Raw genomic sequence first — 14001 nt, forward strand, 5'->3', positions numbered from 1 at the left:
CTCGTCTGTGCCAGGATTCGAGGATGGAGACGACCGACATCACGCGCGCGATCGCGGCTGCTACTTCGGCCGCCGCATCGTTCGGCCTACCGGTCAGCGGCGCAACCGTGCTCCACAACTCGAACAAGCTGGCACTGCAGCTGACGCCATGCGACGTCTTCGCCCGGGTCGCCTTTGTGGGACAAGAGGTCGCACGGTTCGAAGTCGAGCTGGCCCAGCGGCTCGCCGAGGCCGGATGCCCGGTGTGCCCCTTGGAGCCTCGGGCGGACCCGCGTGTGTACACGCGCGATGGCTTCGCGGTGACGCTGTGGACCTACTACGAGCCCGTGACACCGCGTGTCTCACCAGTCGACTGCGCCAAGGCGCTGGAACTGCTGCACGCCGGCATGCGCAAGGTCGATGTGCCGAGCCCACGGTTCACGGACCGGATCACGGAGGCGGAAGAAGTCGTCGCCGACCCGGATCGTTCGCCGGAGCTCGCCGACGCGGAACGCGTCTTCCTCGGCGGCAGACTGGCAAGCCTGCGACGAGCGATCGAGGAGCGCGGCGCCGTGGAGCAGCTGCTCCACGGCGAGCCGCATCCGGGCAATGTGCTCAGCACGGAAAACGGCCCGTTGTTCATCGACCTTGAGACGTGCTGCCGTGGACCCGTCGAGTTCGACCTCGCCCATGTTCCCGAGGCGGTCTGCGAGCACTACCCGGACATCGACCACGGGCTGCTGGACGAGTGCCGACAGCTCGTCCTCGCGATGGTCGCAGCGTGGCGCTGGGAGCTTGGGGACGAGTTTCCGAATGGGAGGCTGTTCGGGGAAGAACTCCTGCGTGTGCTGCACGACGGCCCTCCTTGGCCGACACTCGACACGGTCACCAGGCGACTGGATGGTCCATGGGAATCGCCGAACGAGACCGTCGCCGCGCTCTGAGCTCGGGCTCGGGCTGAGCGTTCGGGCGTCGACGCGATCGCCTGCCCCCGCACCGGTACGGGCGTCTGCTCGTGCCCTGCGCCGGGCTTCCGGCCGGCCGCTTTCAGGATGACACTCCGTAGCGGGTGGCGATCGTGGCGGCGCGCTCGCGCAGGGAGTCGCGCAGCCATTGCGGGGCCAGGGCTTCCGCATGCGTGGCGAGGTGCCACAGTGCCCATTCGGCGTGTCTCCGGTCTTGGAAGGTCACCTCCAGCCGTAGCCAGCCGTCCGCGTCGGCTTCTTCGGCGAGGACGGCCAGCGCGGTGCCCGCCAGGTCCTCCCGCCGCGACGGGTCCACCCGTACCAGCACGGTGACCTGGTCGCCGCCGGTCCGGAACTGCGTGCTGCGTTCCTGCCAGGCCCGGTCCAGATCGACCCGGTCCGGTCGCTGTGCCGGTTCGGCGAGTTCCTCGGCGGCCAGGATCCGGGACAGCCGGTAGGTGCGGTCCGCGCCGGACCTCGTGGCCAGCAGATAACCCTGGCCGCGTACGGTCACCAGGCCGATCGGGTCCACCGTGCGCCACCTCGGGGGCTGGTCCACAGCCGCGTAGTGGATGCGCAGCTTGTGTCCGGCGAACACCGCGCGCCGGACCTCGGTCGCTATGGTGTCGGGCACCTCCTCGGCGACCAGCCGGCGCGCGAGCAGGTCGGTCTCCGGGTCGATGAGCAATCGCCGAGCCGCGCCGGCCGCCGTGGCCCGAAAGCTTTCTGGCAGCGCGTCAACCACCTTGCGCATGGCCGAAGCGAGCGCCGAGCCGAGGCCGAATACCTGCGCGCCGCGCCGTGATCCGGCGACCAGCAGGGCAAGTGCCTCGTCGTGGTTCAGTCCGGTGAGCTCGGTCCGGAAACCGGGCAGCAACGTGAAACCGCCATGCCGACCGCGCTCGGCATGGACCGGGACACCGGCCGCGGACAGTGCCTCGATGTCGCGCAGCACGGTGCGCGTGGATACCTCCAACTCGCGGGCCAGCGCCGCCGCCGACAGCCGACCGTGCTGCCGCAGCAGCAGCACCAGCGATACCAACCGGTCGGCGCGCATACGAAAACGCTACAGGAATACACGACAGTTGATGTCGTGATTCGTTGGGAGGCTTGGCTGTGTGACGAAGACCCATCGCACGCGAGAGGTGATCCACATAGCGCACGCCATCGTCAATCCGGACGGTCTGCACGACCCGGTCCCGTTCGGCTACAGCCACACCGCCACCGTTCCCGCAGGTACCGAACTGGTGCTCATCGCGGGGCAGTACGGATCGGGCCCGGACGGCGCGGTTGTCTCGACCGACTTCACCGAGCAGGTGAAGCAGACGTTCCGCAACATCGGCGTGGCTCTCGCCGCCCATGGGCTCGACCTCGGCCACGTCGTCCAGCTCAGGACGTATGTGGTGAACCACGACGTCAGCAAGCTCGGGCCGATCGCCGGGGCCGTGCGGGAGGGCTGGGGTACGAAACCGCCCACGCAAACCCTCATCGGTGTCGCGAGCCTGGCTGCGCCTGACGTGCTGTTCGAGGTCGAGGCCCTTGCCGCCCGGCCCTGACCCGTCGCTCCAGTCGCTCCGGTGCGGGGCCGCCTCGCAGGCGAGCGCACGCGGCTCGCCTGCGAGGCGGTTACCACCGCGAGAACGGCTCTTGGCATCCGGCGCGACCACGCGCAGCGGGGCGTCGTCCACGACCGGTGGCTGCGGTGTGCGGGGCGGTCAGGACCCGTACCCTCTCCACCGTGCCAGCCTCCCGCCTGCATCGTGTCGCCGTTCTCGTCCTTGAGGGCGCGAAGCCGCTCGATGTGGGGATTCCCGCGCAGGTTTTCACGACCCGCGCGAGCATGCCGTACGAGGTGCGGGTGTGTGGTGCGGCGCCCGGTCTCGTGACCGGCGGCGACGGGCTGTCGTACGACGTCGCCCACGGTCTCGACGCGCTTGCGTGGGCCGACATTGTCTTTGTTCCCGGCTACCGGTTCCCGGACCGGGACGACCCGCCGCGGGCCGTCGTCGACGCCCTGATCGCCGCGCACGGTCGCGGCGCGCGGCTCGCCGCCATCTCGACGGGTGCCTTCGCGCTCGCCGCCACGGGCCTGCTCGACGGCAAGCGCGCCACGACGCACTGGCACTACACGCGGGCGCTCGCGGCCCGGCATCCGCTCGTGCGCGTGGACGAGAACGTGCTGTTCGTCGACGAGGGGAACGTGCTGACGTCGGCCGGCGCGGCCTCGGGCATCGACCTGTGCCTGCACATTCTGCGCGGCGACATCGGGGTGGCCGCGTCGAACCACGCCGCCCGGCGCCTCGTCGCGGCCCCCTACCGCAGCGGGGGCCAGGCGCAGTACGTGCCGCGCAGTGTGCCCGAGCCACTCGGCGAACGGTTCGCCGCCACCCGCGAGTGGGCGCTGCACCGGCTCGGCGGGCCCCTCACCCTGGAAATGCTGGCGCGGCACGCGGCGGTGTCGCCGCGCACGTTTTCGCGGCGCTTCGTGGAGGACACCGGGTACACGCCGATGCAGTGGGTCATGCGCGCCCGCATCGACCTGGCCCGCGAGCTGCTGGAGCGTTCGGAGCGCAGCGTCGAGCAGATCGCCGCGGATGTCGGTCTCGGCACCGGTGCCAATCTGCGGTGGCACTTCCAGCGTGTCCTCGGCACGACGCCGAGCGAGTACCGGCGCACCTTCACCCGGAACGAGTAGCCCGCCGTACCCGTGGCGAGATCCTTGGGGACCGTGGCGATCACGCCGCTGTCGTGGCCGGACGCGGCGCGCGACATTGGTGGCGAACTGGCGAACTGGAAGGGATACCGAAGGGACACCGCCCATGACTCGCATCGCCATCAACGGATTCGGCCGCATCGGACGCAACGTGCTGCGCGCGCTGCTCGAGCGTGAAAGCGACCTTGAGGTCGTCGCCGTCAACGATCTGACGGAGCCCGCCGCCCTTGCGCGGCTGCTCGCCTACGACACCACGGCCGGCCGGCTCGGCCGCCCGGTGACCGTTGAAGGGAACGTCCTCCTCGTCGACGGCCGCCGCATCTCGGTGCTCGCCGAGCGCGAACCGGCGCGGCTGCCGTGGGCCGGTCTCGGCGTCGACATCGCGCTGGAGGCGACCGGCCGCTTCACCTCGGCCCCGGCCGCCCGCGCCCACCTGCGGGCGGGCGCGAAGAAGGTGCTCGTCAGCGCGCCGTCGGACGGCGCCGACGTCACGCTCGCGTTCGGCGTCAACACCGGCGCCTACGACCCGGCCGCGCACTCGGTCGTCTCGAACGCCTCGTGCACGACCAACGCGCTCGCGCCGCTGGCCGCCGTACTGGACGAACTTGCCGGCATCGAACACGGCTTCATGACGACGGTGCACGCCTATACGCAGGAGCAGAACCTCCAGGACAGCCCGCACCGCGACGCCCGCCGGGCCCGCGCCGCCGCGGTCAATATCGTGCCGACCACGACGGGCGCCGCCAAGGCGATCGGCCTCGTGCTGCCCGGCCTCGACGGCAAGCTGTCGGGCGACTCGATCCGCGTGCCCGTTCCGGTGGGCTCGATCGTGGAACTCAACACGACCGTGGCCCGCGAGGTGACGCGCGGCGACGTGCTGGCCGCGTACCGCGCCGCGGCGGAGGGGCCCCTGGCCGGCGTGCTCGAGTACTCGGAGGACCCGCTCGTGTCGTCCGACATCACGGGCAATCCGGCTTCGTCGGTCTTCGACTCGGCTCTCACCCGCGTCGACGGCCGCCACGTCAAGGTCGTCGCCTGGTACGACAACGAGTGGGGCTTCTCGCACCGCGTGATCGACACGCTCGAACTCCTTGCCACCGGCTGACCGGCCCCCGGCCGGACGTGGCCACTTTTTTGTGGGTACTTGTGGGCGGGCAGGGGCCGGGCGAGGCTGAACGCGGGTGGCCGGACGGCCGCCCGCACCGGACGGGGACGGGGAGGTCCGCCATGCGTCAGGAGGCCGGCTGGGCCTCGGTCAGCCTTTCCAGCCGGCGGTGGCCCCAGTCGGACAGGGGGGCCAGTGCCTCGGACAGTTCCCGGCCGAAATCGGTCAGGGAGTACTCGGTCTTCAACGGCAGCACGGCGTGCACCTCACGGTGCACCAGACCGTCGGCCTCCATCTCGCGGAGCGCCTGAGTCAGCACCTTCTCGGTGAGGCCCGGCAGTTGCCGACGCAGCGCGCCGGGCCGGTGCGGGCCGGATTCGAGCCGCCACAGGAGGGCGGTCTTCCACTTGCCGTCGATCACGGCGATCGCGGCGGTCACTCCGCAGACGTTCGTGTCCATGGCGCGGCTGCGCGTCATCTCCGTCCGTCCCTTCATCACAAAGGTCCACTTGCAGCAGGGAGTTTTCTCATGTCCTCGTACACCCACCAGTCTGCCGTCACCGTGCTCGGTCTCGGCCCGATGGGCCGGGCCCTGGCCGGGGCGTTCCTCGGCGCGGGGCTGCGCACCACCGTCTGGAACCGGACGCCGGGGCGCGACGCGGAGCTGGTCGGGCGGGGCGCGTCCGGCGCCGCCTCGGCCGAGGCGGCGGTGGCCGCGAGCCCGTTGACGGTGGTCTGCCTCGTGAACTACGACGCCGCCGACGCCGTGCTGCGGAGCCCCGCGGTCGCCGGGGCGCTCGCCGGCCGGACGGTCGTCAACCTGACCGCCGACACCCCCGACCGGGCCAGGGACCTGGGGGCCTGGGCGGCCGGGCAGGGCATCCGTTACCTGGACGGCGCGATCATGACGCCGACCACGACCATAGGAACGCCGGACGCGGTGTTCATCCACAGCGGCCCGCAGGAGCTGTACCAGGAGCACCGGCCGGTGCTGGACGCGCTGGGCGGCACCCACACCCACCTCGGCGAGGACATCGGCCGGGCCGCGGCCTACGATCTCGCGCTGCTCGACATCTTCTGGACCGCGATGGCGGGGTACGCGCACGCGGTGGCGCTGGCGAAGGCGGAGGGGGTCACGGCGCGCGAACTCGCGCCGTTCGCCCGGGGTATCGGCGCGCTCCTGCCGCCGTTCTTCGAGGAGGGCGCGCAGGACGTGGACAGCGGAACGTTCTCGGGCGAGGGCAATCCGATGACCTCGACGGTGTCGTCCATGGCCCACATCGTGCACGCCTCGGAGGCGCACGGCATCGACGCGGGCGTCATGCGCGCGGCCGAGGGGCTGACCCGCCGCGCCATCGGCCTCGGCCACGGAGCCGACGGGTTCCTGCGGGTCAGCGAGGTGATGGCCCGCCGCTGAGCGGTCGGGCTTCGCGGTCCCGATGACGAGCGCGCGGTACCTCGGGATGTCCTGCCGAACGGAGCCCGGAGACGTGTCATGCCGCTCATTCTCCCGTGGCTGTCCCTGAGCCGACGCACTCCTCCGTTGATCACGAGCGGTAAGGGACACGGGAGCCGAAAGGCCGTCAGGCTCAGGAACACCGACTACTCGATCAACGGCTCCTGCCAATCGACCGCCGGTTCGTACACTGCGAGGGTGGAAGACCATACGGCCACCAGGACCTGTGCACGTCCGGCGCCCGCCTTGCGGCGGTACGTCGGCTCGTATGTCGGTTTCGATCTTCGTGGGTTCCCGGCGGGGGTGCACTGCGGTCCGCCGGGCCGCGTGCTCACCGCGGTGATCAGTCTGTCCGGCCCTTTGGAGGTGGCGGCGGGCGTCGACGACGGGTCACCGGTCGCCCGATTCGGCAGCGTGGCCGGCGGTCTGATGCGCCGGTCCGTCGCGATCCACCACGACGGACGCCAGGAAGGCGTGCAGGTGTCGCTGACACCGCTCGGGGCCCGGGCCGTCTACGGCATGCCCGCCGCTGATCTCGCCCACCGGCTGGTCCCACTCGACGAGCTTCTCGGAGCGCTCGGCGTCGAGCTGGCCGACCGGCTCCGCGCGGCGACGACATGGGCCGCGCGGTTCGCCGCGCTGGACGAGTTGCTCCTGCGAGCCGTCGGCCGCGGCGTCGGCGGCGACCCCGTGTCCCGGGTGCGCCCCGAGGTGGCCGAGGCCTGGCGCCGCCTCCTGGCCGCGCGGGGCCGCGTCCAGGTTGGCAGGGTCGCCGCGGAACTGGGCTGGAGCCGTCGGTACCTCACCGAGCGGTTTCGCGGTGAGGTGGGTCTGTCGCCGAAGACCTTCGCCCGGGTTCTGCGCTTCGAGCACGCGCACGAACTGGCCACCATGCACGACCCGCTTCCGTGGGCCGATGTGGCGACCGTCTCCGGCTACGCCGACCAGGCCCATCTCGCCCGGGACTGGAGCGAGTTCACGGGCCGATCGCCGACAGCATGGCGTCGCGGCGAAGTCCTGCTGGGGACTGGGTAGTCGCCGACCGGCCGCCCATCGCGTCGGCTTCCGTTCCCTTTCCTTCAAGACCACCCTATTGCTGTCCTGTGACGATCGTCGGCATGCGACTTGTCAATCACGAACCCAACGCCATCGACCTGCGGACCACCCCTGTGCACCTCGGGCTGGGGTCAAGAGCGAAACCTGTCGAGGGCTTCGCCTGGGACCCGGAGGTGCTCCATGCCTACAGCGCCGCGGTCGCGGCGGACGGCGCCGAGGGCCGGATGGTGACGATCTTCGACGGTGACGGCCCCGGCGACCACTGGGAGCGCCACCCCGCCGGCGACGAACTGGTCGTCTGCCTCAGCGGGTCGGTGACGGTCACCCGCGATGTGGACGGAGTACCCGACCGGGTTGTGCTCGGGCCGGGCGAGGCCACCGTCAACCCGGCCGGGACATGGCACGCGGTCGACATGGCGGGACCGGCGTCCATCCTGACCATCACCGCCGGCCTCGGCACCGACCACCGTCCCAGGACCGAAGCCCGCCCGACCGAGCACGCCGGCACGTCCGGCCCGCGAACACCGTGACGACCCGTATCGCGTGCCTCGGCGACAGCCTCACCCGCGCGCAACTCAGCGTCGACTACCTGGACCTTCTCCAACGACGCCGACCTCCCGGCGACGTACGGCTCGCCCGCTTCGGCGTCAACGGCGACTTCGCCCACAACCTCTCACGGCGCCTCGATGCCGTCGTCGCGGACCCACCCGACGTGATCACCGTGCTGATCGGGACCAACGACGCCCGGGCGAGCCTCGCCGGCTACCCCGTCGAGCGCGCCATGAAGCGCAAACAACTCCCCGAACGCCCGTCGGCCGGCTGGTTCCAGCAGTGCCTGGGAGCCGTCGTCGAACGGCTGCGAGCGCAGACCGACGCGACGATCGCCCTGCTGTCCCTCCCGGTCCTCGGCCAACAACTCGACGGAGCCGCGGCGCGCGCATCACAGACGTACAGCCGCATGATCGCCGAGGTCGCCACCACCAACAACGCGACCTACCTCCCGCTCCACGAAAGCCAGACCGAGGAACTACGCCAGGCGGACCCGCCGCCGATCCCCTACCGGGACCCGACGCCCGCAGCGAGCGTCAGCGTCCTCGTCCGGCACGCCTTGCCGCGCCGCAGCCTCGATACGATCTCGCGGCGCCGGGGTCTCGTGCTCACGACCGACCACATTCATCAGAACAGCCGCGGCGCCGCCCTTGTCGCCGAGGTCATCGACACCTGGCTCCCGGCCCGGAGCGCGTAGCCGTTTCCGGCGGCGGCCCCTTTCCTGCGTATGCGGTTCCCGCCCCTACCGGGCAGGCAACGACGAACGGACCCTCTCGAACGCTCTCGGCCACCACGACGCAGCCACCACCCGCCGGCTCAACGAGACCGGCGGGACCTGGAGCCGATACGCCGCTGGGGATCACACACGGTCACCGGCAGGTCGGGTTGGCGGTCGACGCGGTGCCGTTCCAGCCGAGCAACTGGTGATGCCGGACGGCGGCGAGCCGGTCCCGCACGTCCGTCTCGTCCGCGGGCCGCAGCAGTTCCACTGCAACGGCTGGACGCGGCCGCACTTCGACGGGCTGGGCCCTGCCGTCGCCGTGCGCTCCGCTCCGGGCCGACGATGCCTCGGCATTTGCCTAAGGGGTATAGGCAAATGCATAATCGGTTTCGTCGAACGGGAGGAACGTTATGGTGCGCGCGGGGCTGACCAGGGAGCGTCTGATCCGGGCGGGGGCCGAGCTGGCCGACGAGGTCGGGTTCGCGGAGGTGACCGTCTCGGCGCTCGCCAGGCGGTTCGAGGTCAAGGTCGCGAGTCTCTACTCGCACGTGAAGAGTTCCCACGACCTCAAGACCGGGATAGCCCTGTTCGCCCTGGCGGAGCTGGCCGACCGGGGCTCCGCCGCGCTGGCCGGGCGGGCGGGCAAGGACGCCCTCGCCGCCCTGGCGAACGTCTACCGCGACTACGCCACGGAGCACCCCGGCCGCTACGCCGCGGCGCAGCTGCGGCTCGACCCGGCGACGGCCGCGGCCAGCGCGGGCGGCAGGCACGCCCAGATGACGCGGGCCATCCTGCGCGGCTACGACCTGACGGAGCCGGACCAGACGCATGCGGTCCGGCTGCTGGGCAGCGTCTTCCACGGTTACGTGAGCCTGGAGCTGGGCGGCGGGTTCAGCCACAGCGCCCCCGACACGGGGGAAACCTGGTCGCGCATCGTGGACGCGCTCGACGCCCTCCTGCGGAACTGGCCCGCGCCCTGACCGGGCCGCACCGGCCGACCACGTCGATCAACAGGTTGAGGACATGCACACCGAGTACCGCTGGATCACCACGCCCGTCACCGCGGAGCTCCTGCGCGGCGCCCTGGAGGTGGAGCGCACCGAACGCGGCGTGCTGCCGCACCGGCTGCCCGCCCGCGCCCGCGCCCAGTGCGCCGACCCGCAACTGGCCATGGCCGAGGCCCAGCCCTCGGGCGTCCGGCTGGCCTTCCGCACCCGGGCCACCGCCGTCGAACTGGAGGCGCTGCCCACCAAGCGGGTCTACGTCGGGGTCCCGCCCCGCCCGGACGGCGTCTACGAGCTGCTCGTCGACGGCCGCCCGGCCGGCCGGGCGGCCGTCACGGGCGGCAACACGCTGACCATCGACATGGCCGCCGGGACCTTCGAGACCGAGCCGGGCCCGGCCGGCACCCTCCGCTTCACCGGCCTGCCCGGCGGCACGGCGGACAAGGACGTGGAGATCTGGCTGCCGCACAACGAGGCGACCGAGCTGGTGGCCCTGCGCACCGACGCCCCCGTCGAGCCCGCGGCGGACCGGGGCCGCAGGGTGTGGCTGCACCACGGCAGCTCGATCAGCCACGGCTCCGACGCCGCTGTCCCCACCGGCACCTGGCCCGCGCGGGCCGCCGCACTCGGCGGGGTGGACCTGGTCAACCTGGGCCTGGGCGGCGGCGCGCTGCTCGACCCGTTCATCGCCCGGACGCTGCGGGATACGCCGGCCGATCTGATCAGTCTCAAGATCGGCATCAACGTGGTCAACGCCGATCTGATGCGCCTGCGCGCCTTCACCCCCGCCGTGCACGGTTTCCTCGACACCATCCGCGAAGGCCACCCGGCCACCCCGCTGCTGCTCGTCTCGCCCATCCTGTGCCCCATCCACGAGGACACGCCGGGCCCGAGCGTCCCGGACTTCAGCGATGTCGGTGCGGGCCGGCTCCGGTTCACGGCCGCGGGCGATCCGGCGGAACGCGCGAGCGGGAAGCTGACCCTGGGCGTGATCCGGGCGGAGCTGGCCCGCATCGTGGCGCAGCGGGCGGGCGACGACCCGCAGCTGCACCACCTCGACGGCCGCGCCCTCTACGGCGAGGCCGACGCCGCCGAACTGCCGCTGCCCGACGAGCTGCACCCGGACGCCGCCACCCACCACCGCATGGGCGAACGTTTCGCCGCGCTGGCCTTCGCCGCGGGCGGCGCCTTCGCCGACCGCGTGGGCACTAGTTAGCCGGAGCGGCGCGCAGCGCGAGGCGGCCGGGGACGGCGGTGGCCGCCATGGCGAGTGCGGCGGCCGCGGCCAGGATGGCGAGGTGGGCGCCGGGCACCAGCGAAGGCGCCGCTTCGCCCGTCATGCCGCTGCTGAACGCCGTGAGCGTGGCCAGGCAGATGGCGGTGCCGAGCACGGCCGCGGTGGCCGCGACGGTCAGCGATTCGAGCCGCAGCATGCGCAGCACCTGCCGCCTGGTGGTGCCGATGCGGCGCAGCAGGGCGAACTCGGCCGCCCGGTCGGCGGTCGACATGGCCAGGGTGTTGACGGACGCGATGGCGGTGAACGCGAGGACCAGGCCCATGCCGAGGAACGCCACCTCGGCGTTCGCCGCCTGCCGCGTGGCGCGCACCTCGGCGGTGTGCCCGCCGTCCCGCACGGCGAGGCCAGGCAGGTCCGCGAGTGCGTCGGTCAGGCGGTCCGCCTCCGCGCCGGCCACCAGGACGGAGTCCGCCAGCGGGTTGTCGAGGTGGGCGGCGAGCCGTTCGTGGGCGAGGGTCAGGTCGCCGAAGCCCAGGCCGCGTTCGTACACGGCGACGACCGTGAGTGTGGCCGGAGTGCCGTCGCCGAACACGAGTGCCAGCTCGTCGCCCGGGGCCAGACCCCGGCTGTCGGCGACCTGTTCGCTGACGGCGACGCCGTCCGCGGTGAGGCGGCTCAGCGAGCCCGCGGTGACGCCCGGATCGAGGGTGGCGCCGATGCCGTCCGGCGTGACGCCCTGCACCGTGTACTTGTCTAGCCCCGGGGTGCGGACCGTGCCGTGCACGACCTCGGTGACCGCTGCCACGCCCGGCACCTCCCGCAGCCGCTGCGCCGCCCCCGGCGGCACGCCCGGCCCCTCCGACGTGACGGTCCAGTCCGCGAGCACCCCGTCAGCCGCCTGCCGTTCCGCCGCGTCGCCCAGCGTGGTCTGGCTGAAGACGACGGTGCCGGTCAGGGCGACCAGCAGCGTCAGCGGGGTGATGACGGCGGCCAGCCGGCGGGAGTGCGCGCGGGCGTTGTGGGCGGCCAGGTGGCCCGGCACGCGCGACAGGCGCAGCGGCGCGCCGAGGACGGCGAACGCGGCGCGGGCGAGCAGCGGGCCGAGCAGCGCGACCGCGACGCAGAGCAGCAGCACCGTCAGATAGGTGACGGGGGTGGCGGCGGGCTCGGTGCGCAGGCCGGAGAGCACGGCGAGCAGCACGGCACCGCCCGCCACGGCCGCGAGCCCCGCGATCAGGCGCCCGAGGGGAACGCCGCGGCGTATCCCGGCGGCCTCGGTGAGCGCGACGGCGGGCCGGATGCGGGCGGCGCGGCGGGCGGAGACGCGGGCCGCGACCCATGCGGTGAGCAGAGTGGCCGGCAGCGCGGCGGCCGGGGGGAACGGGCTGCGCACGGGGGCCAGCGTCTCCGGAACGGCGCCGAGCGCGGTGAACCTGTCGTGCAGCAGGCCCGCGAGCGGCAGTCCGGCGAGTGCGCCGAGCAGCCCGGCCGCGAGGCCGACGAGCAGCGCCTCGCGGCCGATCAGCCGCCGCACCTGGCGCGGGGTGGCGGCGACGGCGCGCAGCAGCGCGAGTTCGCGCCTGCGCTGCTGCGCGGTGAGCGCGAAGGTGCCGGCGACGACGAGCACGGCGACGAGCAGCCCGGTGCCGCCGATCGCGCCGCCCATGCTGATGAGCCGCACGCGCGCCTGTTCCGCGGCGGGGAACTCGACGGGGCCGCGCCCGTCGCCCGTGTGCACGCGGGCGGGGGTGCCCGCCAGGGCCTCGGCGACGCGGTCGGCGAGCTGTCCGGCGCCGACGCCGTCCGCGGGGAACACCCCGAGGACGGTGTCCTGCCCCGGGTGCCCGGCGAGGCGGCGGGCCTCGGCGTCGGTGAAGAAGACGGCGGACTGCTCGGCGGGCGCGCCGCGCGGGGTGGTGGCGATGCCGGTGACGGTGTAGACGGCGGGGTCGCCGGTGGACTGCACGGTCACCCGGTCGCCAGGGGCGAGGCCGGCGCGCCCGGCCAGCCCGCGGTCGATGACGATGTCGCCGTCGGCGCGCGGCGCGCCGCCCTCCTCGACGCGGAACGGGGTGAGCGCGGCGGATGACCAGGCGTGGCCGAGTGAGTTCTCCGGGTCCTGGCCCACGAGGGCGGCAGGGAAGGTGAGTTCGGGAACGACGGCCCCGACGCCCGGCACGTCCGCGACCAGTTGGGCGGTGCCCTCGGGCAGCCAGACCCGTTCGGCGAGCGGCTTGGCCTTGTGCTTGGTCTTGTCGCCCTTGCGCTCCTCGTGGTGCACGTTTTGATCGCCTGCGACCACAACGGGGGTCGCGGCGTAGCGTTCGGTGCGGATTTCGCCGCGCAGCCCGGTCTCCAGGAGTGCGCCGCAGGCGGTCACCAGGGCGGCGGCGCACAGCAGCGCGAGGAAGGCGCCGGCGAACGCGGCCTTGCGGGCGCGGAGAGTCTGAAGCGCGTAGCCGAGCATCAGGCCCACGCCCCCAGGTGCGTCATGCGGTCCGCGACGCGGTCGGCGGTGGGCGCCTCCATGCGGTCGGTGAGGCGGCCGTCGGCCAGGAACAGCACCGTGTCGGCGTGCGCGGCGGCGACCGGGTCGTGGGTGACCATGACGACGGTCTGGCCGCCGGTGTCGACGCAGTCGCGCAGCAGGGCCAGGATCTCGCGGGCGGTCACGGTGTCCAGGGCTCCGGTCGGCTCGTCGCCGAACACGACGTCGGGGCGCGTGATCAGGGCGCGGGCGATGGCGACGCGCTGCTGCTGGCCGCCGGACAGCTCCGCGGGCCGCGCGGACGCCTTGCCGGCGAGCCCGACGCGTTCCAGGATGCCGTCCAGCCGGCGCCGGTCGGTGCGCCGGCCGGCGAGGCGCAGCGGGAGGGCGATGTTGTGCCGGACGGTGAGGGCGGGCACCAGGTTGAAGGACTGGAAGACGAACCCGACGCGGCGGCGGCGCAGCCGCGTCAGCTGTGTTTCGTTCAGGCCGCTCAGCTCGGTGTCGCCGATCCAGGAGGTGCCGGAGGTGACGTGGTCGAGGCCGGCGGCGCAGTGCAGGAACGTGGTCTTGCCCGAGCCGGACGGGCCCATGACGGCGGTGAACGAGCCGTGCGGGAGGGCGGCGGTCACGGCGTCGAGGGCCACGACGCCCCCTCGGCCGCGGCGGCCGTAGATCTTGGTCACGGCGTCGAGCCGGACGGCGGTGCGGACGGTCACGGTCGTCTC

General features: G+C 72.9%; 14 protein-coding genes. 10 read left to right on the forward strand and 4 right to left on the reverse strand.

What is annotated here, in order from left to right; translation table 11 throughout:
* The first annotated feature begins 23 nt into the window (after positions 1–23).
* Positions 24–923 carry an aminoglycoside phosphotransferase family protein gene (locus STBA_RS20590; RefSeq protein ID WP_077060665.1) on the forward strand — a complete coding sequence of 300 codons (900 nt, stop codon included), beginning with the start codon at positions 24–26 and terminating at the stop codon, positions 921–923.
* Between the two features lie 103 nt (positions 924–1026).
* Here STBA_RS20590 and STBA_RS20595 read toward each other — a convergent pair whose 3' ends face one another.
* Entirely contained in the window at positions 1027–2001 is a 975-nt protein-coding gene (locus tag STBA_RS20595; RefSeq protein ID WP_077060666.1) for a WYL domain-containing protein, read from the reverse strand.
* A gap of 97 nt (positions 2002–2098) precedes the next feature.
* Here STBA_RS20595 and STBA_RS20600 point away from each other — a divergent pair, with 97 nt between their 5' ends.
* The 3 genes from STBA_RS20600 to gap all read left to right on the forward strand — a co-directional run bounded on the left by STBA_RS20600 (position 2099) and on the right by gap (position 4762).
* Positions 2099–2500 carry a RidA family protein gene (locus tag STBA_RS20600; RefSeq protein WP_077063460.1) on the forward strand — a complete coding sequence of 134 codons (402 nt, stop codon included), beginning with the start codon at positions 2099–2101 and terminating at the stop codon, positions 2498–2500.
* Positions 2501–2682: 182 nt separating this feature from the next.
* A complete protein-coding gene (locus STBA_RS20605) occupies positions 2683–3639 on the forward strand; it encodes a helix-turn-helix domain-containing protein (protein WP_077060667.1) in 957 nt (318 codons plus the stop codon).
* Positions 3640–3763: 124 nt separating this feature from the next.
* Positions 3764–4762: a type I glyceraldehyde-3-phosphate dehydrogenase gene (gene gap, locus STBA_RS20610; RefSeq protein ID WP_077060668.1), complete on the forward strand. Its 999-nt coding sequence runs from the start codon at positions 3764–3766 to the stop codon at positions 4760–4762.
* Between the two features lie 127 nt (positions 4763–4889).
* On the opposite strand, the gene STBA_RS20615 is transcribed toward gap, so the two are convergent.
* Complete coding sequence (locus tag STBA_RS20615; RefSeq protein ID WP_077063461.1) at positions 4890–5240, reverse strand: helix-turn-helix domain-containing protein; 351 nt, start codon at positions 5238–5240, stop codon at positions 4890–4892.
* Between the two features lie 51 nt (positions 5241–5291).
* Here STBA_RS20615 and STBA_RS20620 point away from each other — a divergent pair, with 51 nt between their 5' ends.
* The 6 genes from STBA_RS20620 (at position 5292) to STBA_RS20645 (ending at position 10764) form a co-directional block, all read left to right on the forward strand.
* Positions 5292–6179, forward strand: a complete 888-nt coding sequence (locus STBA_RS20620; RefSeq protein WP_077060669.1) for an NAD(P)-binding domain-containing protein — start codon at positions 5292–5294, stop codon at positions 6177–6179.
* Between the two features lie 237 nt (positions 6180–6416).
* Positions 6417–7253: a helix-turn-helix domain-containing protein gene (locus STBA_RS20625; RefSeq protein WP_077060670.1), complete on the forward strand. Its 837-nt coding sequence runs from the start codon at positions 6417–6419 to the stop codon at positions 7251–7253.
* A gap of 83 nt (positions 7254–7336) precedes the next feature.
* Positions 7337–7804 (forward strand): cupin domain-containing protein, encoded by a 468-nt coding sequence (locus STBA_RS20630; RefSeq protein WP_077063462.1) that lies wholly within the window; start codon positions 7337–7339, stop codon positions 7802–7804.
* Positions 7801–8520 carry a GDSL-type esterase/lipase family protein gene (locus tag STBA_RS20635; protein WP_077060671.1) on the forward strand — a complete coding sequence of 240 codons (720 nt, stop codon included), beginning with the start codon at positions 7801–7803 and terminating at the stop codon, positions 8518–8520. The genes STBA_RS20630 and STBA_RS20635 overlap by 4 nt, the downstream gene beginning before the upstream one ends.
* A gap of 434 nt (positions 8521–8954) precedes the next feature.
* Positions 8955–9524 carry a TetR/AcrR family transcriptional regulator gene (locus tag STBA_RS20640; RefSeq protein ID WP_077060672.1) on the forward strand — a complete coding sequence of 190 codons (570 nt, stop codon included), beginning with the start codon at positions 8955–8957 and terminating at the stop codon, positions 9522–9524.
* A gap of 43 nt (positions 9525–9567) precedes the next feature.
* A complete protein-coding gene (locus tag STBA_RS20645; RefSeq protein ID WP_077060673.1) occupies positions 9568–10764 on the forward strand; it encodes an SGNH/GDSL hydrolase family protein in 1197 nt (398 codons plus the stop codon).
* Here the strand turns inward: STBA_RS20645 and STBA_RS20650 are convergent.
* Both STBA_RS20650 and STBA_RS20655 read right to left on the reverse strand, forming a co-directional pair.
* Positions 10757–13252, reverse strand: coding sequence for an ABC transporter permease (locus tag STBA_RS20650; protein WP_171987890.1), 2496 nt, complete (start codon positions 13250–13252; stop codon positions 10757–10759). The genes STBA_RS20645 and STBA_RS20650 overlap by 8 nt on opposite strands.
* A complete protein-coding gene (locus tag STBA_RS20655) occupies positions 13252–13992 on the reverse strand; it encodes an ABC transporter ATP-binding protein (protein WP_253194870.1) in 741 nt (246 codons plus the stop codon). The genes STBA_RS20650 and STBA_RS20655 overlap by 1 nt, the downstream gene beginning before the upstream one ends.
* Between the last annotated feature and the right edge of the window lie 9 nt (positions 13993–14001).

The sequence above is a fragment of the Streptomyces sp. MP131-18 genome (assembly GCF_001984575.1).
Lineage (GTDB): Bacteria > Actinomycetota > Actinomycetes > Streptomycetales > Streptomycetaceae > Streptomyces > Streptomyces johnsoniae.